Below are 24,823 nucleotides of genomic sequence, written 5' to 3' on the forward strand. Positions count from 1 at the left end.
TACATGCGAATTGATGGCGCCGGCTCCCTGCATCTTGCCCTGGTGGGGACGCCAAACAGCGGCAAGACTTCGCTTTTCAACGCGCTGACCGGCAGCCGCCAGAAGGTGGCGAACTATCCCGGTGTCACCGTGGAGCGCAAATCCGGCGGCTTCATCACGCCGGCGGGCCGGCATATCACCCTGGTCGACCTGCCGGGCACCTATTCGCTGCGTGGCCGCAGCCCCGACGAAGAAATCACCCGCGACGTGGTGCTCGGAAAATTTCCGGGCGAAACCCAGCCCGACGTGGTGGTGTGTGTCGCCGATGCCACCAGCATGCGCCTGGCCATCCGCCTGCTGCTCGAGCTCAAGCGGGCGGGACGGCCGCTGGTGCTGGTGCTCAACATGATCGACATCGCGCGGCGGCGCGGCGTGCTGATCGACATCGAAAAATTGTCGGCACGGCTCGGCGTCCCGGTGATCACGTCGATCGCGGTGCGCAAGGGCGGCACCGAGGATCTGCTGAAACTGGTCGACGTCACCGCGGCTGAGGCCGCAGCTCCCACCGAGAATGTGTGGGCGGCGCCGAGCATCGCCGACATGCGGGCCGCACAGCGCGAGGCCGACCGCATCATCGCCGACTGTATCGGCGCGCCGCCGAAGCCCGACACCCTGACCACCCGTGTCGACGCGGTGGCGCTGCATCCGGTCGGCGGGCTCTTGCTGCTGATCGGGATCCTGTTCCTGATGTTCCAGGCGGTGTTCAGCTGGGCGCAGCCGGTGATGGACCTGTTGTCGTCGGGATTCGACGCCCTCGGTGTGCTGATCCACGACACGTTGCCCGACGGCCTGTTGCAGAGCTTCCTGCAGAACGGCGTGATCTCCGGCGTCGGCAGTGTGATCGTGTTCCTGCCGCAGATCATTTTCATCTTCCTGTTCATCCTGCTGCTGGAAGACTTCGGCTATATGGCGCGCGCCGCGTTCCTGATGGACCGCATCATGGGCGGCGCCGGGCTGCATGGCCGTGCCTTCATTCCGCTGCTGTCGAGTTTCGCCTGTGCCATTCCCGGCATCATGGCCACGCGTGTGATCGACAACAGGAGAGATCGCCTCACCACCATCCTGATTGCGCCGTTGATGACCTGCTCGGCGCGCATCCCCGTCTACACTTTGATCATCTCGGCGTTCATTCCGGCGAAAACCGTGTGGGGCTTCGTCAACCTGCAGGGGCTGGTGATGTTCGGGCTGTATGCGGCCGGCATCGCCAGTGCGCTCGGCATGTCGTTCCTGGTGAAATTCTTCATGCTGCGCGACTATGCGCCGGCGCCGTTCATGCTGGAATTGCCGGACTACAAGCTGCCGCGGCTGAAAAGCATTGCGCTCGGCATCTACACCCGGGTGAAGATGTTCCTGTATCGCGCCGGCACCACGATCTTCTCCATGATGGTGCTGATCTGGTTTTTGGCCTCGTTCCCGCAGGCGCCGGCCGGCGCCACCGAGCCCGCGATCGATTTCAGTCTTGCCGCCATCATCGGCCACGCGCTGCAACCGCTGCTGGCGCCGCTCGGCTTCAACTGGCAGATCGCGGTGGCGCTGATCCCGGGCATGGCGGCGCGCGAAGTCGCGGTCGCTTCGCTCGGCACGGTTTATGCGGTGGAAGGCGGCAAGGAAGCCGCCGAGCAGATCGGGACTGTTCTCGCCGGCCAGTGGAGCCTCGCCACCGCGCTGTCACTGCTCGCCTGGTTCATCTTCGCCCCGCAGTGCGCCTCGACGCTGGCGGTGATCAAGCGCGAAACCGGCGGCTGGCGCTGGGTGGCCGTCACCTTCAGCTACATGCTGGCGCTGGCGTATCTCGCCAGCCTGCTCACTTACAATGTCGCGGTGGCGCTGGGAGCGGGGTAGGGCGCTTCGGCGTCATTGTCTCCGCTTCATCATCATTGGCCCCCGTCGGCATCACTTTTCTCAGCCGATCCTTTTGTCGCCTCTCCGTCACCGCGCTTTCGCTTCACGCGCCCGCGGGCGTACCCCTTGGAGACGGCGGCGAACATCTCGCAGAGTTCGTATTCCAGATATTCGTTGGCGAGGATCAGCGCGCGGATCGCGCTGCGCATGTCGCCATTGCAGGCGGCGATCGCCTGATCGGCGGCAGCTTCCAGCCGATCGGATTCCTCCGATGCGGATGTTTCCAAAGCGGATCTTTCCAAGGAATGGCGTTTCGCGCCGGACGATGCGGCTGCAGACATGTCGGATGCTCGGGATTGTGTGGACCGGTCAGGATAATGTTCTTGTTTTGTTCTTTAGTCAATCGAGAGCGCCAGCTATTTCCACATGCTCTGTTGCCGCAGGATCGTCTGTCAGCGCGGATGACATCATTTTTTGAACCAGTTGCCGTTTTCCGGGTTGTGTCGGCATGGGCGCATCAGAAAAACAGAAAATGCTGGCGGGGGAGATGTACCGCCCCGGGGATCCCGAAATTCAGGCAGACCAGGCGGCGGCGAAAGCGTGGATGGTGCGCTACAACGCATCGCTCGCGGCGCCTGCCAGCGAGCGGCGCGCGCTGCTGCGCGAACTGTTCGGCGAAGTCGGTGATGACGCGGTGATCCGGCCGCCGTTCCACTGCGACTTCGGCTACAACATCCGCATCGGACGCAGCGTGTTCCTCAACTTCAACTGCGTGATCCTGGATGTGGTCTCCGTCACCATCGGCGCCGACACCCAGATCGGACCGGCGGTGCAGATCTATACCGCCGACCGTCCGCGCGATCCGGCAGAGCGCCGTAGCGGCGTCGAGTTCGGACGTCCGGTGGTGATCGGCAGCAATGTCTGGATCGGCGGCGGGGCCATCATCCTGCCTGGCGTGACCATCGGCGACGATGCAATCATCGGCTCCGGATCGGTGGTGACACGCGACGTGCCCAAGGGGGCGACGGTGGTCGGCAATCCGGCACGAGCGACAAAGTAAGGGCTCGTCAAACCAGGGTGACACCGTCGCGTTGCAGCCGCTCCCAGATGACCTGGTCGAGCGTCTGCGCGATGCGCGTGTAGTCGCTCTGGTGCAAGAGAGGGGGCCGGCTTCGGTCATATCCTCCACCTTGGTACCTCCGAACACATGCCAGAACCGCATCAGAGCGAATCTACGAAAGACGTTGACGCCCGCATGGCGCGCGACCCTGGCGATCCGCGCGACCATATCGGTGCTGTTGGCGATGGTCTCGGGATGGATCATGGCCGTGGTGTATTGCAAATCCATCAGCACGATGTCCGCCGAGAGTGTCTTCAGTCGAACCAGGCCCGCTCGGATGGCATCCTCGACCTCATCCAGGTCGTAGCCCTTCCAGGCGGCATTGGTTCCGATCTGCCAGATCACCATAGTCGGATTTTCGGCGACGACCTGCGCTTCAAACCGCGCGAGCTCGTCGGCCGCTTCCTCGCCATTGACGCCGCGGTTGATGACGTCCGTCGGTGGATAGCGGAATCTCAGCGCGTCTTGCAACAGCTCCGGATAAGGCTTCGCACCGCCTTCGCCAAAGGTCGACGACGAGCCGATGGTTACGATCTTGACGCGGTCCTTGTGGGCCATGCATCGCGCCATGTTGGCAAGCGGGTGGCGAAAGCGGACGACCTCGCGCACGTCGTTCGGCAGCGGCTGTTGCTCCGGCATGAAATTCGCTCCGTCATAAAATAAAGCAGGCGCAATCGCGCTGCGGCAAAATCAATCCTGCGAGGATATCCCGTTCCCCCAGTGCGGACAATCGCTGCGGCGTTCGCTGAGGCGCAATGTCGATTAATTGCTTCCTTTGCCGGTCTCCTTAAGGAAGCATCCGGAAGGCTCGACAAAGAGCTTCACAAAAGCAGGTCCCCGGGGGGACACGGGTTTTGCTGTGGGTCCGGTCAGGGCAGGCTCCGCAGAGATCAACAGGGCGCCGTTTCTACCAGAGCGGCGGCGCGGAGAAGATTCATGCTGAGGAGCAGACACAGTCGCGTTGCCACGTTGGCGGCGAGCGCCGTTCTCGCGTTGTCGATCACTGCGCCCAGCGATAGCGGGGCTGCTGAGCTGCTCAAGGCACGGCTGGCGCAAAACCTCGCGCCGATCTCGGCGCTGGCCATCGTCGCCAAGGCGAACGGCCTGTTCGAGAAGCACGGCCTCGATATTTCGGTGAGCAACTTCACCTCGGGCAAACAATGCCTGGATACGGTGGTGGGCGGTGGCGCCGACATCGCGACCACGGCGGAAGCGCCGGTGACCGCGGCCGCCATGGCCGGCCAGCCGATCGCATTCGTCGCCGGCATGGAATATTCCGACCTCAAAACCATGACCGCGGCGACCGCCGGCATCAAGACCAAGGCCGACCTGCGCGGCAAGAAGATCGCCTTCACCGCCGGCACCGGCAGCGAGGTCTATACATCTCGGCTGCTGAAATCGGCCGGGCTGACGGCCGCCGACGTGACCCTGGTGAACCTGCGGCCGCAGGACATGCTGCCGGCGCTGGTGGCCGGCAGCATCGATGCGTTCGACACCTGGGAGCCGCACATCTCCAACGCCCGCAAAGTGCTGGGAGAGAGTGCGATCCAGCTCGATACCCGCGGAATCTATTCCGAGACCTTCAACATCGTGGTGACGCGCGCCTACCTCGAAACCAATCCCGCGCTGGTCGGGAAATTTCTCGCGGCGTTGATCGAGGCCGAGGCCTTCGTCAAGGCGAACCCTGATGCGGCGATAACGAAGGTGGCGGATGCCGTCGGCATGAAGCGCGATGAGCTCGCGGCGATCTGGCCGGACTATGTCTATCGCGTCGGCGTCGACGATCGCCTTGTCGAGACGCTCAAGATCCACGCGGCGTGGCGGCTGGAGAGCGGCAACCATCCGCCGAATGCGACCATGCCTGATTTCACCAAGGTGCTTGCGCTCGAGCCGCTGCGAAGCCTTGATCCCGGCCGCGTTTCCGTATCGGCCAACTAGACCGAATGGACGCGAGCGGTCCCATGCGACGGATGAACCTTCTGGTCAGCGTGCTGTCCATTCCGCTGTTCCTTGTGGTGTGGGAGTTCGTTGCCCGATCCGGCATCGTCAACATCGTGCTGTTCCCGCCGCCGTCGACAGTGGTCGTGGCTTTGGTCGCGTGGATCAAGAGCGGACAGTTCGCCGTCGATCTGCTGGCGAGCCTTACGCGCGTGGTCGTGGGCTTTGTGCTCGGCGCGACCATGGGCATCGTGCTCGGAGTTCTCACCGGGCAGTTTCCGCTGGTCTCCAGCCTGCTGTCGCCGCTGTTCCATATCCTGCGGCCGATTCCGCCGATCGCGTTCGTGCCGATCGTCATTCTGTGGTTCGGCCTCTCGGAAGCGGGCAAGCTGTTCCTGGTGGTGTGGGGCGTGTTCTTCACGGTGTGGCTGGCAGCGCACATCGGTGTGCAGAAGGTCGACCGCGGCCTGATCCGCGCGGCCCAGATGCTGGGAACGCCGCGCCGGCAGATGCTGCAGGAAATCGTCCTACTGGGGGCATTGCCCTATATCGTGGTGGGGCTGCGCACCGCGGTGAGTATTTCGTTCTACACGCTGGTCGCGGCCGAACTGGCGGGAGCATTCGCCGGCATTGTTTATCGGATCGAGATCGCCCAGCAGAATTTGCAAACCGGGCAGGTGATGGGGGGCCTCGCGGCACTCGGGCTGTTGTCGTTCATCGCGGACCGGCTGTTCGCGGTGGCGGCGGAGCGGGCGATATGGTGGCGATGATGCTGAAAGCGGCTCCGGCCCCCGCGCGGTTGCAACCTGTGGCGGCATCGCAGCCCGACAAGGCCGCGATCTCTGTGAAGGATCTGAGCATCGTGTTCGACACGGCGCGCGGCGAGGTCATCGCGGTGGATCGCGTGTCGTTCAGCGTGACCCATGGCGAGTTCGTCTGCATCGTCGGTCCGTCCGGCTGCGGCAAGTCAACGGTGCTCAATGCCATTGCCGGCCTCGAGATGCCTTACCAGGGCGAGGTGACCGTCGATGGCCGGCCGATGCGGCGGCCGCGGCCCGATGTCGGCATGGTGTTCCAGCAGCCGCATCTGTTTCCATGGAAGTCCGTGCGCAAGAATATCGCCCACGGCCCGCGCATGCTCGGCAAGTCGACCAAGGACGCCGGAGCGATCGCCGACGGCCTGATCGAGATGATCGGCCTCACGCGGTTTGCCGACGCCTATCCGCATACTTTGTCCGGCGGGATGCAGCAGCGGGTTGCGATCGCGCGGGCGCTGGCCAACCAGCCGCGCGTGCTGCTGATGGACGAACCGTTCGGCGCGCTCGACGCGCAGACCCGTGCGGTGATGCAGGACAACCTGCTGGCGCTGAGCAGCCGCATCAACGCCACGGTGGTGTTCGTCACCCATGACATCGATGAGGCCATTCTTCTGGCGGACCGCGTCCTGATCATGAGCGCCGGGCCGGGCCGCATCCTGCGCGACCTCGCGGTCGACCTGCCGCGGCCGCGCTCCCACGCCATCATGCTGGAGCCGGCCTATCTCGCGCTGAAGAAGGATTGCCTCGATCTGATCCGCACGGAAGGCCAACGCGCGTTCGATCAGGCGCTGCAACGTTGATGGCGAGCCGCACGTCTTCGATTTACGTGACCAGCGAGCGTAGCTGATCGCAAAACCGGGATTTGCTGTTGTTGAACATGCGGCCGGCCCGTTCGTTCTACCGCATCAAATATCTTTGGAAAGCGATTGCCCACTTTGTTCCCCGCAGTCGGTGGTGGGCGGACTATCTTGCATGCCTTGTTGAGAGGCATTGGCATGAGTCTTGAATTGATCACATCAAATCAATTCAAGGAGGCGGGGATGGCAGCGGTGGATATGACAGCGGCGGCCGGCGTCATGCTGGTGGAGTCGGACAGCCTGGTGCGTCCGCTTCCCGGTCTGCTGGATGAGCTGGGCCCTGCGGATCGCGCCCGCCTGCGCGCCATCGGACGGGAGCGGGTGCTGGAGGTCGGCGATCTGGTATGGCGCCAGGGCGACGTCCAGACCGGAATCTACTTGATCAATTCAGGCCGTATCCGCAGCTATTACGCAGCACCTTCGGGGCGCGAGGTGACGCTGGCCTATTGGTTCGCCGGCAATTTCGTCGGTGGTCCCGATCTGTTCGGCGCCGGACCTCACATGTGGTCGTCGTCGGCGATCGAGCGCAGTGAACTGACCTTCCTGCCGGGGCCGTCGCTGCGCAAGCTTGCGCTGGAGTCTCCGACACTCGCGGTCGCGTTGCTGGATGCGCTGGCCTTCAAGGCACGATGCTATTCGGCGATGGCGCAGATGCTGGGCACGCGCTCGGTGACGGAACGGCTGCAACGCCTGCTGATCTTCCTGTCGCGCATCTACGGCACCCGGCGCGGCCGGGAGGTGGTGATCGGAATGCCGTTCACCCACGGCGACCTCGCCAATCTGATCGGTTCAACACGGCAGTGGGTGACGGTTCAACTCGCCCGCATGCAGGCGCGCGGCATCATCAAATATCATCGCGGCCTGATCGCGATCCAGAACCTGCCGGCGCTGGACCTCGAGGTGGTCTGAACTTCACTCACGCACGCGAGATCAGTTCAAACGCGGCGCCGCCCGCATTGACTTCGAGCCGCCGCGCCAATGCAATCAAGGCCCGATCCGACCAGGCGGGCGCCAGCAGCGTGACGCCCATGGGAATGCCGTTCGGCAGCACCGCATTGGGAATTGCGACGGCGCAGAGATCGAGCAGGTTGGCGAAATAAGAATAGTAGCCGAGGCTGGTGTTGAGGGTGATCGGATCGCGGTTCATGTCATCTAGCGCGATCGGACGCGGCGCGGTCGGCACCACAAGGGCATCGAGATCGGCCATCACCGTCTGCGTCTGCCGCCGCAGCCGCAACAGCCGGTGGTGGGCGGTGAACGCATCCATGGCTGAGAAGCCGCTCGCCGCGCGTAGCACCGTCTTGGTAACGTCCAGCAGCTCATCGGTGTCGATCTCGGTCAGTGCTGCGATCGCGGCGCGCCGCTCGGCGACCCAGGGGCCGGCGAACAGCATCTTGCCCGCTTCCGCGAACGGCGCGAAATCGATCTCGACAGCCGTGCCGCCGAGACCGGTAAATCGCGCGCAGGCCTCTTCATAAAGCGCGGAGCATTCCGGCATGCCGTAACATTCGAGCTGGCCGGGCGCGATGCGGCCGAACCTGAAGGCGGAACTGGGAGCGGCGGCGCCGATACCCGCCGGCCGGCTGTAGGGGTCCTCCGTGTCGAAGCCTTCGATGATGTCGAGGATCGTCGCGCCGTCCTGCACGGTGTTGCAGAACACCGACACGCAGTCGAGTGTCGGGCAATTCGGCACCAGGCCGCGCGACGACACGCGGCCAATGGTCGGCTTGATGCCGACAATGCCGTTGAAGCCCGCGGGAATGCGGCCGGAGCCTCCGGTATCGGTGCCGAGCGCGAATACGACGTGGCCGGCCGCGACCGCCACAGCCGATCCCGAGCTCGAGCCGCCCGAGACGTAGCTGTCGTCAGCCACCGTTGCACAGGCACCGTAGGGCGACCGTGCGCCGGACAGGCCAGTCGCAAACTGATCGAGATTGGTCTTGCCGATGCAGATGGCACCGGCGGCGACGAGGCGCTCGACGCTGCGAGCGGAGCGCGCTGGCTGATAACTGAAGGAGGGACAGGCCGCGGTGGTCGGCATGCCCAGGACGTCAATGTTGTCCTTGACGCCGAACGGAACACCGAGCAGGGGCAGATGTTCGCCGGCCTGCGCGCGCGCCATCAGTTTGCGGCACTCGTCCAACGCCTCCGCAAATGGGCGCACGTGAATCCAGCAGTTGCGGTCGTGTTCGGCCTCAATGCGCCCATAGGCCGTTTCGAGAACCTGCAGGGCATTGGATTTTGCATCGAATGGGCTCTGCCGGCCGGACTGGACCGGCGCGGCGGACCGTGCGTTGGGGCTGCTCACCGAAATCGTCTCCTTCGAACGCTTGCGTTGGGGGAAACTGGTCGGGGCGCCTCGTCTGGACAAGCAATTAAGTGCTTGGGCCTCAAGTGAGGCGATCCCACCTCTCACATCTCGGCGAGCCCAGCTGTTTCCGGTGCAGGAGCGCCGAAAAGGACTTGGCGAAAGCCCCGCTTGATGATCAAGTGATCAGCATGAAACAATCGATTGCAATCGGTGTTTTGGTGCTTGTCGGAGCGGTCGGCGCCGGTGCCTTCGCGCTGACGTACAAACCGGTCATCGCGCCGCGCGATCCAGCCCAGAAGCCTGCTTTCGACCAGGCTTTGGTGCGCCGCGGCAGCGAACTCGCCGCGGTCGGCGATTGCAACACCTGCCACACCGCGCCGGGCGGCAAGGTCTTTGCCGGCGGCCTTGGTCTGCCGACGCCGTTCGGCACCATCTATTCCACCAACATCACGCCCGATCCGGAGACCGGCATCGGCCGCTGGCCGGAGGCCGCGTTCCAGCGCGCCATGCGCGAGGGCGTCGATCGCGAGGGCCGGCATCTTTATCCGGCGTTCCCGTATGATCACTTCACGCTGGTCACCGATGACGATAACCGCGCGCTGTATGCCTTCCTGATGACCCGGCCGGCGGTGCGATCGCCGGCGAAGCAAAACGAACTGCCGTTTCCGTTGACGCTGCGGCCGGTGCTTGCCGGCTGGAAGCTGCTGTTCCTGAAACAGGGGCCATACACGCCCGATCCGGCGCGCGATGCGCTGTGGAATCGCGGCGCTTATCTGGTGGAGGGCATCGGCCATTGCGGCGCCTGCCACACCCCGCGCAACATTCTTGGTGCGGAGAAGTCGCATCAGGCGTTCGCCGGTGGTGATGCTGAGGGCTGGCACGCCTTCACCATCAATTCGGCCTCGCCGTCGCCGGTGCCGTGGGATGTCGATACACTGAATGTCTATCTGCGCCAGGGCTGGCACGGCCTGCATGGCGTCGCACGCGGCCCGATGGGGCCGGTCGCCGACAATCTGGCCGCGGTGTCGGACCAGGACGTCAAGGCGATCGCGGTCTATGTCGCCGACATGATGGGACATCCGACGCCTGAGCGCCGGCAGCAGGGTGAGGCTCTCGCCACCGCCGCGCCGCGCGACAGCACCGGCAGCAAGCCGCAATCCGGGGGCAGCCAGACGGTCGCCTCCGCTGTGCCGAGTGGCGATATCGGCGCGGCCATCTATGCCAGCGCCTGCGCCATGTGCCACGAGAGCGGGCGTCCGGTGCCTTATGGCGGCATGAGCCTGTCGCTGAGCACCACGGTCAGCGCGGACAGCCCGCGCAATCTGATCAACCTGCTGCTGGCGGGTCTGCCGGCTGCGGACGGCAAGCGCGGTCCGATCATGCCGGGCTTCGCCGCGACACTGACCGACCCGCAGATTTCAGCACTGGTCAGCTATCTGCGCGCAAATTTCAGCCGCAAGGGGCCGTGGCCGGATATCGCATCGCCGCTGCGCGAGGCTCGTGCCGCCACGCTTGCGTCCAACACCGCCGAGGCGAAACCGTAAGGAGACGTCATGATCGATCTGATGGTCAATGGCCGCAGCCACAGCGTCGACGCCGATCCGGATACGCCGCTGCTCTATGTGCTGCGCGATCACCTCGAACTCAACGCCGCCAAATACGGCTGCGGGCTCGGCCAGTGCGGCGCCTGCACCGTGATGATCGACGGCGTCGCCGCCTTCTCCTGCGTGACGCCGATCCTGCTGCTGGAGGGCCGCAAGGTCACCACGCTGGAAGGCCTCGGCACGGTGGAGAAGCCGGCGCCGATCCAGCAGGCCTTCATCGAGGAGCAGGCAGCGCAATGCGGCTACTGCATTGCCGGCATGATGATGCGCGCGCAGGCGCTGCTGCAAAAGAATCCAAACCCCTCTGACGGCGACATCCGCAGCACGCTGCAGCCGCATCTGTGCCGCTGCGGCACCCATATGCGCATCCTCAAGGCGGTGCAGCGTGCCGCTGAATTGATGCGCGCCAGCCCCAATACCGTCAAGGGAGCGACCTGATGAACGCCCCGTTCGCATCCCTGTCCCGGCGCGCGCTGCTGCAAGGCGCGGGCGCCCTGGTCGTCGGATTCTCGCTCGATCCGGCCCACGCGCAGCAGGCCGCGCCCGTGCCGCCCGCCGCGGCGCCGCCGAAATTGCCCGGCAGCCTTGCTGGCAGTCCGTATCTTGATTCCTGGATCCGGCTCGACAGCAGCGGCGCCGTCACCGTGTTCTCCGGCAAGGCCGAACTCGGCCAGGGCATCAGGACCGCGCTGTTGCAGATCGCCGCCGAAGAACTCGACCTGCCGATTGAACGGCTGACGTTGGTCACCGCCGACACCGGCCGCACCGCGAACGAGGGTTATACCTCGGGCAGCCACTCCATGCAGGACAGCGGCACCGCGATCCGCCATGCGGCGGCGCAGGTGCGCGAGTTGCTGATCGCGGAAGCCGCGCGCCGGCTCAATCTCGACGCGGCGCAATTGAAGGCCGACAGCGGCGTGGTAGTCGCGCCCAATGGCAGCAAGTTGTCCTACAGTGATCTCGTCGGCACCACCGAGCAGCACGTCAAGGCCGAGCCGACCTCGCGGCTGCGCGATCCCAAGACCTTCAGGATCATGAATACGTCGCTGCGCCGGGTCGACATTCCCGCCAAGGTCACCGGCGGCGAGGCTTATGTGCAGGACATGCGGCTGCCCGGCATGCTGCACGCCCGCGTGGTGCGGCCGCCGAGTTATGGCGCGCAGTTCGCAGGCGCCGATATCGAGGCGGTCGCGGCGATGCCGGGCGTGGTCAAGGTGATCCGCAACGGCAATTTCCTGGCGGTGGTGGCGATCAGGGAATTCCAGGCGATCAAGGCGATGCGAACGCTGGCGGCGAGCGCGCGCTGGAACGAGACCGCAAAATTGCCGGTGCACGCGCCGCTGCCGGAGGTGATCGCGGCGATGCCGGCGAAGGATTACAAGATCCTCGACAATCACGGCGCCACTGAGCCGGCGGTGACGACGGTGGAAGCGAGCTACACCCGTCCCTATCAGTCGCACGGCTCGATCGGCCCGTCCTGTGCGGTGGCGCACTATGAGGGTGATATGGTGACGGTGTGGACCCACACCCAGGGCGTCTATCCCGATCGCGCGGCGATTGCCGAGATGCTGCGGATGCCGCCGGCGAAAGTCCGCTGCATCCACGTGCCGGGCGCGGGCTGTTACGGCCACAACGGCGCCGACGATGCCGCGGCTGATGCTGCGCTGATCGCCGTGGCATTGCCGGGCAAGCCGATCCGCCTGCAATGGATGCGCGAGCAGGAGCATGCCTGGGAGCCTTATGGTCCGGGGATGGTGACCGGCGCCAAGGCTTCGATCGACGCCAGTGGCAAGATCGTCGACTGGCGCTTCAGCGTGCGCAGCAACACCCACTCGATGCGGCCCGGCACGGCGGGCTCGCTGCTTGCCGGCCAGCACATCGAGAATCCGTTCCCTGTGCCGGAGCCGAAACCGCTGCCGCTGCCGGAAGGCGGCGGCGACCGCAACGCCATTCCGATCTATGCCTTCGCCAATGCCGAGGTGATGCATCACTTCATTCCGGAGATGCCGCTGCGGATCTCGGCCATGCGCGCGCTCGGCGCCTATATGAACATCTTCTCGATCGAGAGTTTCATGGATGAGACGGCAGCCGCGGCAAAAGCCGATCCGGTGGCCTTCCGGCTCAAGCATCTGACCGACGTGCGTGCGCGCGATGTCATCACCCTGGCCGCGGAAAAATTCGGCTGGGACAGGCGACTGAGGCCGGTGGACGGCCGCGGCTGCGGCTTCGCGTTCGCGCGCTACAAGAATCTCGCCGCGTATTGCGCCATTGCGATGGAGGTGGAGATCGATCGCGAAACCGGCCGCATTCACGTGATGCGCGCGGTGTCGGCGGTCGATGCCGGGCAGGTGGTCAGTCCCGACGGCATCCGCAACCAGATCGAGGGCGCGATCCTGCAGTCGCTGAGCTGGACGCTGTATGAGGCCGTCACCTTCGACGACACCCGCATCACATCGGTCGACTGGGCGACTTATCCGATCCTGCGTTTCAACAGCGTGCCGCTCAGTGTCGATGTCCACATCATCGATCGTCCGGGATTGCCGTTCCTCGGCGCCGGCGAAGCGGGGCAGGGCCCGGCCGCGGCGGCGGTGGCCAATGCCATTGCGGACGCCACGGGCCAACGCTTGCGCGACCTGCCGCTGACGTCGGCGAGGCTGAAATCGGCGATCGGGATTTGAGGGGGCTTTGAGGCCACAAAGCGGTGCGGCATGTTCAGTGGCACGGGGCTGCGTTTGGGCATATTGCCACGCGGATTGAACTGGGCCCAAATATCGACTGATCGGTCCCGGCTGCGGTCGGTGATCCCAGTTCGAGGAGCCGTCCGGTGCGCCAAGCCAGTCATCATGTCACATCGCTGATCCATGGCCGTTCGGTGTTCAAAAGCGATCTGGGGTCGGTGACCCAGGTCGATGCCGATGAACTGCCGATCCTGAAGGGGCTTTCGATCAAGCGTCTTGTTCTGGCGCCGGGGGCGATCCGCGAGCCGCATTGGCACGCCAATGCCACGGAACTGGCTTACTGCGTGTCCGGCCGCCTGCTGGTTTCGATTCTCGGCAACCGCAGCGTCTTCTCGTCCTTTGCCATCGACGCCGGGCAGATGTTTCATGTTGAATCGGGAGCCATTCACGCCATCGAGAACATCGCCGCCGGCGCGGCCGAACTCATCATCGCGTTCCGGCACGAGCGTCCCGAGGATTTTTCGCTGCACGCCGCGTTCGGCGCGATGCCGGATGCCGTGCTCGGCAATACCTACGGGCTTGCCGCGTCCGCTTTCGCGCCGATCGTGCGCACCACGCAAGCGCCGTATATCGTGCGGCGGCAGGCCGGTGCTGTGATTCCGCCGACCGCGCTGCAAGGCAATTCACACAAGTTCGATGTCGAGGCGCAATCGGCCCCGGTGGCTTTTGACTATGGCTCCGCACGGCTGGCACGCGACCAGTTCTGGCCGGCGTTGAAGGATATGTCGATGTATTCGCTGCGCGTCACCAATATGGGCATGCGCGAACCACATTGGCATCCCGAGACCGCCGAGATGGGGTACGTGCATCGCGGTCATGCCCGGATGACGGTGCTCGATCCCGATGGCTCGACCGACACCTATCAACTCGGACCCGGCGATGTCTATTTCATCCCGCGCGCCTATCCGCACCATATCGAGGTGCTGGGTCCGGACGAAATCCATTTCCTGATCTTCTTCGACCAGCCGACACCGGGCGATGTCGGTTATCGTGCGTCCGCATCCGCTTTCTCCCAGGACGTGCTGGCGTCGACACTCGGCGTCAGGATCGGCGACCTGCCGAAGCTGTCGGCGACATGGGCGGATCCGCTGATCGTGGGTCGCTGCAATCCACAGAGTTCATTCGACGAATGATCGCCCGCTCGTCCTCACAAGCGCGCGTTTGGAGTCTTTGGTGTCGGCGCCGGTGTCAGCTGATGCCGAGCGCGCGGATCAGGATGAAGCTGATCGCGATCAGCACCATCAGCGAGATGGTCACGGCCGTGGTGACGCGGCCGCCGGCGCGGGCGAGTTCGCGCGCGTCGACACCGAGGCCGAGCGCGGCCATCGAGAGCACGGTGAGGAAACCCGCGATCTGTGCGATCGGTTTCAGCGCGACTTCAGGAATGAGCCCGAGGGAGCGCAGCGTCGCCAGCACCAGAAAGCCGACAATGAACCAGGGCACCAGCCGGCCGAGGTTCAGGCGGCGCCTGGGCGAGGACGCCGTTTGATCCAGCCGCAGCAGCGGCGCCAGCAGCGACAGCGCCACCACCACCGGCCCCAGCATCAGCACGCGCACCAGCTTCACGAGAGTGCCGACCTGCGTGCTCACCAGCCCGACCGGGATGGTGGCGGCCAGCACCTGCGGCACGGCATAGACGGTGAGGCCCGCCAGCACGCCATACTGATGTTCCGAGAGGCCGGCGAGCGGCACGAACAGCGGCAGGCCGATCACCATCAAGACGCCGATCGCCGCGGTGAAGGCGATCGACGCGGCCACGTCGTTGCTGTCGGCATCGATGATGGGGGCGACCGCGGCGATCGCCGAGTTGCCGCAGATCGAGTTGCCGCAGGCGATCAGGATCGACATCTTGGTGGGCAGGCCGAGCAGCCGGCAGGTGGCGTAACTCGCGCCGATCGCGAGCACGACGGTGCCCAGGATGCCGGCCAACAGCGCCGGTCCCGATGCGACGATAGCGGTGAGGCTGAGAGAGGCGCCGAGCAGGGTGACCGCGACCTCGAGCAGCTGCTTGGCGCTGAAGGCGATGCCGGACTGGAACCGCTCGGGCGGGGTCCAGGCGGTGCGGATGGCGACGCCGATCAGGATCGCCATTACCAGGGCCTCGACATAAGGATGGCTGAAGACCCGTTCCTCGATAGCCTGGATGCCCATGGCGACGGCGGTGATGGCAAGACAGATGACGATCCCGGGCAGCAGGGCAGCCAGGGCCAGACGGGGTGGGCGGGCGGGTGGGGTCATCGGGTCGAGGGGCCGTTTCGGAGGGAGTGGGTAGAAACTTCCAAATCCGATTGTGGATAGGGAATAATGCTTCCCGGCGCACGCGAAATTCGAAAAATGCGTCCATTTATTGCCTAGCACCCATGCGCTATCTGTCTAGCATGAGCAGCCACACCGAAAACCGCGAGATTCAGAGCGTTTCGTTCGATCCGTTCGGCGAAAAGGCTGTGGTCGTGCGCCCGGCCCCCCGGGACGGACGGTCGTATCGGACCGGAATCATTGTGTTCTGGGCGATCGCGCTGCTGCTGGTCGGCGGCCGGATCTATACCTCGGACCTGCCGATTGCCCGCACCGTGGTCGCCGCTTTGACCGGCACCATCGCGCAGTAGACCACGTCGGTTCACGGATCTCTCGTCGGTTCGCCGATCGTTCTTCCCTGGATTAGTCCTTCTTGCCTTGATGGTAGGCCGCGAGCAGATCCTCGATCGCGATGCCATTGATGCGCATGCCCTCGATCCGGCAATCGGTCAGATTGGCGCCGGCCATGTTGGCATTGTTGACATGCAATCCGGCGAGGTTGGCATTGTCGATGCGCAGGCCGCTCATGTTCACATTGTGAGCCGTCCAGCCCGACATGTTGACGTCCTCGAATGTCGACCCGGAGACGTCGGCGCCCTCGATGTTCATTCGTCGTCTGGTGCCCTTGGCGATATCCATGGATAGTCCTCCAAAAATTGATCTCAGGTATCAGACGTCAGCACCGTAGCCCGGATGAGCGCAGCGACATCCGGGATAAACGCTCAATTAGCCCCGGATGTCGCTTCGCTCATCCGGGCTACAGCCTATCCCTCCGCCGTCAGAACCCGGCCACGGGTTTCGGGCAGCGCATAAGCGGCCAAGAAAAACAGTGCGTAAGCGGCGACCGCGAAGATCGCAATCGCGTTCGCCAGTGTCGTGGTCTGCGACAGATAGCCGACCAGGAACGGAAACAGCGCGCCGATGCCGCGGCCGAAATTGTAGCAGAAGCCCTGGCCGGAGCCGCGCAAGCGTGTCGGATAAAGCTCTGTGAGGAACGCTCCGACGCCGGAGAAATATCCCGAGGCGAAGAAGCCGAGCGGGAAACCCAGCACCCACAGCAGTTCGTTGCTCAGCGTCATCTGGGTGTAGACCAGCACCACGGCGATGGCGCCGATTGAAAAGATCAGGAACAGGTTGCGGCGGCCGATGCGGTCGGCGAGCCACGCGCCGACCAGATAACCGATGAACGAGCCGATGATCAGTGCGGCGAGATAGCCGGTGGAGGACACGATCGAAAGCTTGCGCTCGGTGGTGAGGAAACGCGGCACCCAGAAGGTGATGGCGTAATAGCCGCCCTGGCAGCCGGTGGCGACCAGCGAAGCGAGGATGGTGGTCTTCAGGATCGGGCCGGAAAAGATCTCCCAGATCCTGGGGCGATCGCCCGAACTCGATTGTCGCGCCATCGTCTCAGCCGAGACCGTCGGCTCCTCCACATAACGGCGCAGGTAGAACACCAAGAGCGCCGGCAGCACGCCGATGGCGAACATCCAGCGCCAGGCCTGCTCCGCCGGCAGCAGGCTGAACAGCAACGCCTGCGCCAGCACGGCGAGGCCCCAGCCGACCGCCCAGCCGGACTGCACCGAGCCGACTGCGCGTCCGCGATACTGCGCGCGGATGGTTTCGCCCATCAGCACGGCGCCGGCCGCCCATTCGCCGCCGAAGCCGAAGCCGAGCAGCGCGCGGGCGATCAAGAGCTGGTTGAAATCCTGCACAAAGGCGCAGACCAGCGAAAACGCCGAAAACCAGATGATGGTGATCTGCATGGTGCGCACGCGGCCGATGCGGTCGCACATGAAGCCGGCAAACCAGCCGCCGATGGCGGACGCCAGCAGCGTCACCGTGCCCGCGAGCCCCGCCAGACCAGCGTCGACATTCCACAACTTGATGATGGTGCCAATCACCAGCGGATAGATCATGAAGTCCATGCCGTCGAGCGCCCAGCCGGTGGCGCAGGCCCAGAACGTGCGCCGTTCCGGCACGTTCATGTCGCGGTAGAAGGCGGTGAGGCTGGTGTCGTCAGGCAGGACGACTTTCGCGGCATCGGTGCTCATGGAGGCTCCCTTGTTGGTCTTGTTCTTGGTTTTGATCGCGTTCCTGGTCGCCAGGCCGCTGGGGCGGCCGGCAGGAGACAGTATACGACGATCTGCATCATTGCAGGGAAACGACGTTTCCGGTCCCCGGCGACGGCATGGTCACGAGAATTTTGACGACGATTGCCGAAATCAGCGGCGTCTCTTCAATCAGGAGGCGATGGTTTTATCTTGTCAGCCTGAAGTTGTGATGTCAGGTTATCGGCATTTCCGAAAGACTTTATTCCTCGCGATTTTTTCTGCGCGCCTCCCGGACCTGACTCGCGCATTTTGAACAGAGGTCGAGATGGTCACCAAACCCGGTCGGACATCGAAGAAGCTGACATCGGCAAAACAGCCGCGCGTTGCCGCTGGCCAAGTGAGCGAGGTGACTGACAAGACACCAAAAAGGCCCGCCAGGTCACCGCAAAAAAAGCAGGCCGATCCGGCGCCAAAGCCAAAGCTGAAGTTTCCTCCGTTTCGACCGTTTCCGATTGGCGAACGCGTCAAGGGGCTGCGGGAAGCGGGAGAGGGGCGCCCGGGAGCGCGGGCAAAGCCCAAAAAATGATGTCGGTTCGCGGCGACATCGATGTCGTCGATGTCGTCGTTGCTCCATCCGCCGTTTGTTGGAGACCATGATGCCAGCCCAGCTCATCCTGCTTCAGGCCGCGACAGCCAAGGCCGACGGCAAACCGCCGAAACAAAAACCGGCAAAGCGCCCCGATGACGTGACGGCCGCTCCCAAGCCGCCGGCTCCGCCGAAGAAGAAATTTCCCGAACACATTCCACTTCCCATTGGAACGCTCATTGTGATGGGACAGGAGCCGCATGGGGTGGGCCATTTCGACAATCTCTCGTCGTTGGCGGCTTCGCTGCGTACCAAAGTGGGGAGTTTGCCAGGCGGTTCCAACACCGTGTTCGCGACGGTCGGCGATATCGCGGACCTGCAGTCGACATCGTTGCATGACAGCCTGGCGAAGCTTCCCGATCATCTGACGATCGTTGTCGGCCAGGGGACGTTCAATGACTGACACCGATACGAACAAACTCTATGTGGATGCGCGGGCGTCGCTGCGCGATACGGCGAAGTGGATTGTCACCATCCTGGGGGCGACAGTCGTCGTGGTCATCGGCGGTGGACTGATCGCGAAGATCGCCGACCTGGACACGCTGCCGAGGGTGGCCGCGGCCTGTTGCCTTTTGCTGCTGACGCTGTTTTGCCTGATCCCGCTGCGATCGGCCGTCGACATCGTCGCCTCGTCGCTGACGCCGCTCGGTACCATGGCCCTCTCGCAGGATTATGACGACGCCCGCACCATCGTGAACGGCTGGTTGGCGGGACATTATCCGCCTGGAATCGACACCATCGAGACGCTCTACGGTGAGTATCTCGATCAGACCGCGATCGTGAACAATCCGGCAAAATCCGATCAGCAGCGAACTGACGCCGCTGGCGTGCTGGGGGAACTGCAGCCGAGAATCCGGGAAGTCATCGAGATCACCAACACGGAACATCTCCGGCTCAAGTTCGACAGGATGGTCAGAGCGACCAGCTATGCACTGCCGATTATCGGCCTCTCGCTGTTCGCGTTCCTGACCCTGTCACACAAGGACGACGCGACCGAAAAGGCGCTCAAGAAGCCGTCGCTGTTGCAGATTGCGTGGAGCGGCGACGTCGAGGAGGTGCTCAAGAAGGCCGGCATGCCGTCGAGTTGCTACATGAGCACGCCGCCGAAATGGATCCAGCTTTCGGAGATGTCGGGACTGCGTGCCGGCGTGCTGGTCGTGCCCCGCGATCTCGGAACCGGATGTCCGGCTGTCCGCGTCATCGTCACGAACGCCAACCAGGTGATCCCGTTCGACTGAGCGTCTTGTTTCAGCGAAGCGTCAGCCGCAGCCCCTGCACGTCGATGCCGGCGAGTGTGGTCGACCAGGTTTCGCCGGCGGCGATGGGCATCGCATCGGTGAGTGTGCCGGTGGTGATGATTTCGCCGGCGGCGAGCGGCTCGCTGCCTGGGTGGCGGGCGATCTCGTCGATCAGAAAACGCAGCGCCGGCAGGGGACCATCAAGCACATTCTGGGCGCGGCCCTCCCGGCTGAGACCGTCATTCCGCTTGAGCTGGAGCGTGAATGTGCCGAGCGCCTTGTCCCAGCGCGCGAGATCGTCGGTGATGGTGTGGCGTTCACCAATCAGGTAGGCCGCGTGCATGCCATAACCGGCGATCGCATCCGTCGCGGTGAACGACCAGTTCGGATAGACCGACTGCACGACCTCGAAACCATGGGCGATCCAGTCGATGCATCCCAGCAGTTCGGCGTCGTTCATGCCGCTCTGCGGCGCGCGGGCCAGATGCAGCGCGATTTCCGGCTCGATCAGCGGCTGCGCAAGGCCGGCCAGCGCGAAGTCGCCGCCGCCCGCGGGCAGATCGTGCACCGTCTTGTCGTACATGTAGTTCCAGATAGGCCCGTTGACGCCGTAGGTTGTCCACATGCTGCGGTTGGTGAAGCCGATCTTGCGGCCGACCGGCGTCTCGCCCCGCGCCTTGCGCAGGTCGCGCAACTTGGCGACCACGGCATAGGCGTCCGCCACATCGAGGCCGCCGGGCCGCGAGGCGAACGGCGTGACCTGCCGTCCACTGCCCAGCAAGCCAAGTAATTCACGCGCGATCGCATCGGTGTTGGCGGCTGATCGTTCTGCGGCAGTCATGGCATTCCCCGTTGCGTTTCTTGTTTCAAGGACGCGGAGACTAGCTGCGATTGATGCATTCGCCCAGATGGTCCGGACATAAAAGGCGGACAAAGGACACAAAAATTGTTGCGCCCATCCGTGTTGACGAACGCGCGATGGCATCTTGCGGGACGCACCAGCGCACGGCGCTCATGATCTCGCTCAGGAGTTGTCGTCAGCTTCGGTGCGCGGGGCGATGAACGTGCCGTTCGGCTGATGATAAACCAGCTCGTCGATGATGCCGGACGGGCCGCGGCGAAATTCCACGCGAAAGCCGTCGAGCTCGACAATGCTGAAGATCGCGTCCTGGTAGGGACGCAGGTGGTACAGCGGCTGGAACGGCAGCTTGAGTGTGAGCTGGCCGTCGGCCTCCTGCGATACGGCATGGATGTCGCCGCCGCGGGTGTAGCGGCCGACGCAGGCGGTGCGGAAAGCGGGATCCATGCAGGCGCCGGCGGGGGCGCGCGTGAAAACGATATCCGTGACCAGCGCCTCGAGCTGGGCGGACAGGCTTGCGATGTTGCCGTCGCGATCGGTGCCAAACGAGATCGCGAGGCGATCCGGGTTCAGCTCGCCGATGATCTCCGGCAGCTCGAATGTGTCGTAGTGACGATGCGACAAGGGGGCGGCCATGCCGCGATAGGCCCAGTGCAGCGCATCGCCGGTCTGTGTGATCACCATCCGTCCATAGGCGGAATGTTCGTAAGCACCGGCATAATCGGCCAGGCCGTGACTCGGACGCGTGTCCGATTTGCGCGCCGTCCGCCGCGTCTGCTCGTCGATCTCTTGCTGCTCCAGGGATTTGCGGCGCATCTCGCGCAGGCGCGCCAGCCAGGGCACCGGCTCGTTGCTGCAGACATGATCGAAGATCCGGTTGATCAGGATGCTGGGCACCGGATTGCCGTCCCCCCGGTTGCTGAACACCGCGACCCCGATATTTCGCCCCGGCAGCAGGCGCAGCAGGGTGTTCCAGCCGATCCAGCCGCCAGCGTGCCCCACCACGCGTTCTCCGCGATAGGTGAACGAGCCGAAGCCAAGACCATAATGCGAGTGACCGAATTCGGCGAATTCGGGCGCACCCGCGAACACCCGCGGCGCCTGCATCTCGCGGATGAGCGCGGGGGACAGCAAGCGCTCGCCGGCAAACTCGCCCTCCGCGAGCAGGAATGTCATCCAGTTGGCGATGGCCGTGATCGAGGTGTTGATGGCGCCGGCGGCCGTCGTGGGAAGGGGAAACAGCTTGGCGCGGACGCGTTCGTCGCGGTTCATCAGATAGGGGACGGCGGCGTCGTCGGCTTCGACGAGGTCTTCGACCGAGAAGCTGACCGGTATCCGCAGCTTGTCGGTCAATCGCCTGCGGATGAAGTTCTCGAAGCTCAGGCCGCTGACGCGTTCGATGACGATGCCGGCGACGTTGTAGGCGAGATTGTTGTATTGGAAGGTGGTGCGGATATCCCTGGCCGGTTCGAGATGGCGCATGGCCAGCATCATCTCCTTGCGCGAGAGACCGCCCGGCATCCAGATCCAGTCGTGGCGCGGCAGGCCGGAATGATGGCAGAGCAGGTCGCGCACGGTCACACGCTCGGTGGCGACCGGATCGTGCAACCGGAATTCCGGAATATAATCGCGAACCGGCTTGCGCCAGTCGAGACGCCCCTCGTCGACCAGCAGCGCCAAAGCCGTTGCGGTGAACGTCTTGGTGATGGAGCAGATCAGGAACTGGGTCTGCGTTGTCATCGGCAATCCGGCCTCGACGTCGCGCTGGCCGTAGGCTTTGAGAAGCGTCGTCTCGCCATTTTGCACCACGGCCAGCGCGATGCCGGGCACCTTCCACTCCGCCATCGCCTCCGCGGCGAGGGCATCGAGCTCGGGCACGATGGTGGCGACGGTCGTTTGTTTCGCGGCGGGCTGCGTGGTCATTCCGAATCCTCAGGCGGCAAAAGGCTTAGGCCGATGACGACGATCTGTAGTGCTACAATCCGTAGCATTCAGGATCAAACAAAACAAGGGCTCGGCCTCGTAGCTCGGGTGAGCGAAGCGATACCCGGGATCAATCGCCGAGCACTTCCCGGATATCGCGCTGCGCGCTCATCCGGGCTACGAACCACGCGAGCTCAGCCGTCGGAGCTCACCGCTGCCGTGCGTAGGCGGTCAACCGCTCCTGCAGCAGCGCGATCATCTCATCGCGCAGCGGGTCGCGTGAGCCGCGCACCCAGGCCGCTGCCAGCGGCAGCTTGTTCATGGCGCGCCGGGCGGTGCGCAGCGGAACGTAGCGCACGCCTTGCGTCGCCATGCGCGAGGTCCAGCGCGGAACGATCGCGATCCCGAGGCTTGCGGCGACCAGGTTGACGATGGTCTGCTTTTCGTCCGCGAGCTGGATCACATTCGCCTTCAGGCCGGCCTCGGCGAACAGCGTCATGGTGAGGTCGTGGCTGTGCGGACGCGAGCGCCGCTCCGGCACGATCATCGGTTGTCCCGCCAGATCGGCAACCGTGAGGGCGCTGCGTTTCGCAAGCCGATGCCGTTCCGGCACCGCGACCACCGCGGTCTCGTGAAACAGGAACAGGATCTCCAGCCGCTTGTCCGGGTGCTCCGGCGGCCGGACCAGCGCGAGGTCGAGCCGGCCCGACAGCAGTCGCGGCAGCAGGCGAATCGTCTTGTCCTCCAGCAGCTGCACCGAGACATCGGAGCGTCGCGCGCGAAAATCGTGCAGCAACCGCGGCAACAGGCCGGCGGCGGCGCTGTCGATCGCGCCGATGCGCAGCCCCGCGGCCTGCCGGCGGGTGCGCGTCCGCATCCGTTTCGCCAGCGCATCGGCACGGGCGATCAGGTCGCGCGCCTCGTCGAGCAGCGCCGCGCCGTCGCGGGTCAGCGCCACGCTGCGGGTGGTGCGGGTCAACAGCCGTGTGCCGAGATCTTCCTCGAGCAGGCGGATGCGACGGCCAAGCGCCGCCGGCAGCATATCGAGCCTGTGCGCCGCGCGGCCGAAATGCAGCTCGTCCGCGGTGGTGACAAAGCAGCGCAGCTGGTTCAGGTCCATCGTGCGATCTCCTGACTCAATTGGCCGCAATTCGCTTTGCATGCTGATGACTGTGTAAGCCGGTGCATTTCGTCTCGCTCTGCGTCATTGCCGGGCCTGACCCGGCAATCCAGCTTACTCACCGCCCGACGGGAGTTCTAAGCTGGATCACCGGGGCAAGCCCGGTGATGACGCTGAGTGAGGGGCGCCGAGTTGGTTCCGGCCATAACCGATATAACTCCTGATTATATCATTTAATTGTATAATGCCATGCGGATTGATGCGGCCCTGCGGGCTCGCTTAGGGTGACAGATGAATGAGGAGCTTGTCATGCGTGAATATTCCATCGCCGCGATCCCCGCCGACGGTATCGGACCGGAGGTTATCAACGCCGGTCTTGCCGTGCTCGTGGCGCTGCAGCAGCGCCTTGGGGACGTCAGCTTCAAGGTCACGACCTTCGACTGGGGCTCGGACTATTACAAGACGCATGGCGTGATGATGCCGGAAGACGGACTGACGCAGTTGAAAGCTTTCGACGCGATCTATTTCGGCGCCGTCGGCGCCCCCGACGTACCCGATCACATCACGCTGTGGGGGCTGAGGCTGCCGATCTGCCAGGGCTTCGACCAGTATGCCAATGTGCGCCCGACCAAGATCCTGCCCGGCATCACCTCGCCGCTGCGCCATGTGGGCGTGGGTGATCTCGACTGGGTGATCGTGCGCGAGAACTCCGAGGGGGAATATGCCGGCAGCGGTGGCCGCGCCCACCGCGGCCTGCCGGAAGAGGTCGGCACGGAAGTCTCGATCTTCACCCGCGTCGGGGTCACCCGCATCATGCGCTATGCCTTCCGACTGGCGCAGGCGCGGCCGCGCAAGCTGCTCACGGTCGTGACCAAGTCGAACGCGCAGCGCCATGGCATGGTGATGTGGGACGAAATCGCCGCGGAAGTGGCGAGCGAATTTCCCGACGTAACCTGGGACAAGATGCTGGTCGACGCCATGACCGTGCGCATGACGCTGCATCCCAAAAGCCTCGACACCATCGTCGCCACCAACCTGCATGCGGACATTCTGTCGGATCTGGCCGGCGCGCTGGCCGGCAGTCTCGGCGTGGCGCCCACCGCCAACATCGATCCGCAGCGGCGCTTCCCCTCGATGTTCGAGCCCATTCATGGCTCGGCGTTCGACATCACCGGCAAGGGCATCGCCAATCCCGTCGCCTCGTTCTGGACCGCGGCGCAGATGCTCGAGCATCTCGGCGAGCCTGACGCGGCTGCGCGCCTGATGCGCGCGGTGGAGCAGGTCACCGGCGCCGGCATTCTCACCCCCGATGTCGGCGGCAAGGCGACGACCAAGGAGGTCACCGACGCCGTGGTGGCGGCGATCCAGGGCTCGAACGAATAGGGTGCGAGCGGGGAGAGGGCGCGCCGTGACCGGCGCGTCCG

Annotated in this window: 22 protein-coding genes and 1 pseudogene; 14 read left to right on the top strand and 9 right to left on the bottom strand. The window is 64.5% G+C overall.

Features of this window, described 5'->3' with window-relative positions:
* Positions 1-3: 3 nt before the first annotated feature.
* A complete protein-coding gene (feoB, locus tag RS897_RS22200; protein WP_315830872.1) occupies positions 4-1,881 on the top strand; it encodes a ferrous iron transporter B in 1,878 nt (625 codons plus the stop codon).
* Between the two features lie 32 nt (positions 1,882-1,913).
* Here the strand turns inward: feoB and RS897_RS22205 are convergent, their stop codons facing one another.
* Positions 1,914-2,222 carry a hypothetical protein gene (locus RS897_RS22205; protein WP_407654280.1) on the bottom strand — a complete coding sequence of 103 codons (309 nt, stop codon included), beginning with the start codon at positions 2,220-2,222 and terminating at the stop codon, positions 1,914-1,916.
* 167 nt (positions 2,223-2,389) lie between these two features.
* On the opposite strand from RS897_RS22205, the gene RS897_RS22210 reads away from it, so the two are divergent.
* On the top strand, positions 2,390-2,941 hold the full coding sequence (locus RS897_RS22210) for a sugar O-acetyltransferase (protein ID WP_315830874.1): 552 nt from the start codon (positions 2,390-2,392) through the stop codon (positions 2,939-2,941).
* A 171-nt stretch (positions 2,942-3,112) separates the two neighbouring features.
* Here RS897_RS22210 and RS897_RS42300 read toward each other — a convergent pair.
* A pseudogene (locus tag RS897_RS42300) lies at positions 3,113-3,640 on the bottom strand (SGNH/GDSL hydrolase family protein); the annotation flags it as partial.
* A 297-nt stretch (positions 3,641-3,937) separates the two neighbouring features.
* Here RS897_RS42300 and RS897_RS22220 point away from each other — a divergent pair.
* From RS897_RS22220 to RS897_RS22235, 4 genes are all read left to right on the top strand, one after another.
* The gene (locus RS897_RS22220; protein ID WP_315830876.1) at positions 3,938-4,939 is read left to right on the top strand and encodes an ABC transporter substrate-binding protein; all 1,002 of its coding nucleotides are present in this window, start codon (positions 3,938-3,940) and stop codon (positions 4,937-4,939) included.
* Positions 4,940-4,962: 23 nt separating this feature from the next.
* Positions 4,963-5,709, top strand: a complete 747-nt coding sequence (locus RS897_RS22225; RefSeq protein ID WP_315830877.1) for an ABC transporter permease — start codon at positions 4,963-4,965, stop codon at positions 5,707-5,709.
* Complete coding sequence (locus RS897_RS22230) at positions 5,697-6,557, top strand: ABC transporter ATP-binding protein (protein WP_407654281.1); 861 nt, start codon at positions 5,697-5,699, stop codon at positions 6,555-6,557. Before RS897_RS22225 ends, RS897_RS22230 begins: the two co-directional genes overlap by 13 nt.
* Before the next feature lie 240 nt (positions 6,558-6,797).
* Positions 6,798-7,523, top strand: a complete 726-nt coding sequence (locus RS897_RS22235) for a Crp/Fnr family transcriptional regulator (RefSeq protein WP_315830878.1) — start codon at positions 6,798-6,800, stop codon at positions 7,521-7,523.
* 7 nt (positions 7,524-7,530) lie between these two features.
* Here the strand turns inward: RS897_RS22235 and atzF are convergent, their stop codons facing one another.
* Positions 7,531-8,922, bottom strand: coding sequence for an allophanate hydrolase (gene atzF / locus RS897_RS22240; RefSeq protein ID WP_315830879.1), 1,392 nt, complete (start codon positions 8,920-8,922; stop codon positions 7,531-7,533).
* Between the two features lie 191 nt (positions 8,923-9,113).
* Between atzF and RS897_RS22245 the strand changes: the two genes are divergently transcribed.
* The 4 genes from RS897_RS22245 to RS897_RS22260 all read left to right on the top strand — a co-directional run bounded on the left by RS897_RS22245 (position 9,114) and on the right by RS897_RS22260 (position 14,400).
* Positions 9,114-10,469: a c-type cytochrome gene (locus RS897_RS22245; protein ID WP_315830880.1), complete on the top strand. Its 1,356-nt coding sequence runs from the start codon at positions 9,114-9,116 to the stop codon at positions 10,467-10,469.
* 9 nt (positions 10,470-10,478) lie between these two features.
* Complete coding sequence (locus RS897_RS22250) at positions 10,479-10,967, top strand: (2Fe-2S)-binding protein (RefSeq protein ID WP_315830881.1); 489 nt, start codon at positions 10,479-10,481, stop codon at positions 10,965-10,967.
* The gene (locus RS897_RS22255; protein ID WP_315830882.1) at positions 10,967-13,207 is read left to right on the top strand and encodes a xanthine dehydrogenase family protein molybdopterin-binding subunit; all 2,241 of its coding nucleotides are present in this window, start codon (positions 10,967-10,969) and stop codon (positions 13,205-13,207) included. Before RS897_RS22250 ends, RS897_RS22255 begins: the two co-directional genes overlap by 1 nt.
* Before the next feature lie 146 nt (positions 13,208-13,353).
* Positions 13,354-14,400 carry a cupin domain-containing protein gene (locus RS897_RS22260; RefSeq protein WP_315830883.1) on the top strand — a complete coding sequence of 349 codons (1,047 nt, stop codon included), beginning with the start codon at positions 13,354-13,356 and terminating at the stop codon, positions 14,398-14,400.
* Between the two features lie 55 nt (positions 14,401-14,455).
* Here the strand turns inward: RS897_RS22260 and RS897_RS22265 are convergent, their stop codons facing one another.
* Positions 14,456-15,505: a YeiH family protein gene (locus tag RS897_RS22265; RefSeq protein ID WP_315830884.1), complete on the bottom strand. Its 1,050-nt coding sequence runs from the start codon at positions 15,503-15,505 to the stop codon at positions 14,456-14,458.
* A 140-nt stretch (positions 15,506-15,645) separates the two neighbouring features.
* Between RS897_RS22265 and RS897_RS22270 the strand changes: the two genes are divergently transcribed.
* The gene (locus tag RS897_RS22270) at positions 15,646-15,873 is read left to right on the top strand and encodes a hypothetical protein (RefSeq protein WP_315830885.1); all 228 of its coding nucleotides are present in this window, start codon (positions 15,646-15,648) and stop codon (positions 15,871-15,873) included.
* Between the two features lie 52 nt (positions 15,874-15,925).
* Here RS897_RS22270 and RS897_RS22275 read toward each other — a convergent pair whose 3' ends face one another.
* A complete protein-coding gene (locus tag RS897_RS22275; RefSeq protein WP_315830886.1) occupies positions 15,926-16,201 on the bottom strand; it encodes a pentapeptide repeat-containing protein in 276 nt (91 codons plus the stop codon).
* A 125-nt stretch (positions 16,202-16,326) separates the two neighbouring features.
* Positions 16,327-17,613, bottom strand: coding sequence for an MFS transporter (locus RS897_RS22280; protein WP_315830887.1), 1,287 nt, complete (start codon positions 17,611-17,613; stop codon positions 16,327-16,329).
* A 644-nt stretch (positions 17,614-18,257) separates the two neighbouring features.
* Here RS897_RS22280 and RS897_RS22285 point away from each other — a divergent pair.
* On the top strand, positions 18,258-18,662 hold the full coding sequence (locus RS897_RS22285) for a hypothetical protein (protein ID WP_315830888.1): 405 nt from the start codon (positions 18,258-18,260) through the stop codon (positions 18,660-18,662).
* A complete protein-coding gene (locus RS897_RS22290; RefSeq protein WP_315830889.1) occupies positions 18,655-19,497 on the top strand; it encodes a hypothetical protein in 843 nt (280 codons plus the stop codon). Before RS897_RS22285 ends, RS897_RS22290 begins: the two co-directional genes overlap by 8 nt.
* Before the next feature lie 10 nt (positions 19,498-19,507).
* Here RS897_RS22290 and RS897_RS22295 read toward each other — a convergent pair whose 3' ends face one another.
* From RS897_RS22295 to RS897_RS22305, 3 genes are all read right to left on the bottom strand, one after another.
* A complete protein-coding gene (locus RS897_RS22295) occupies positions 19,508-20,338 on the bottom strand; it encodes a 2-keto-4-pentenoate hydratase (RefSeq protein WP_315830890.1) in 831 nt (276 codons plus the stop codon).
* Positions 20,339-20,521: 183 nt separating this feature from the next.
* Positions 20,522-22,279, bottom strand: coding sequence for a serine hydrolase (locus tag RS897_RS22300; protein ID WP_315830891.1), 1,758 nt, complete (start codon positions 22,277-22,279; stop codon positions 20,522-20,524).
* A 208-nt stretch (positions 22,280-22,487) separates the two neighbouring features.
* A complete protein-coding gene (locus RS897_RS22305) occupies positions 22,488-23,399 on the bottom strand; it encodes a LysR family transcriptional regulator (protein ID WP_315830892.1) in 912 nt (303 codons plus the stop codon).
* Between the two features lie 309 nt (positions 23,400-23,708).
* Between RS897_RS22305 and RS897_RS22310 the strand changes: the two genes are divergently transcribed.
* Entirely contained in the window at positions 23,709-24,782 is a 1,074-nt protein-coding gene (locus tag RS897_RS22310; protein WP_315830893.1) for a tartrate dehydrogenase, read from the top strand.
* The last annotated feature ends 41 nt before the right edge of the window (positions 24,783-24,823 follow it).

Origin of the sequence: Bradyrhizobium prioriisuperbiae (genome assembly GCF_032397745.1) — a bacterium.
In the GTDB taxonomy this organism is placed as follows: domain Bacteria; phylum Pseudomonadota; class Alphaproteobacteria; order Rhizobiales; family Xanthobacteraceae; genus Bradyrhizobium_A; species Bradyrhizobium_A prioriisuperbiae.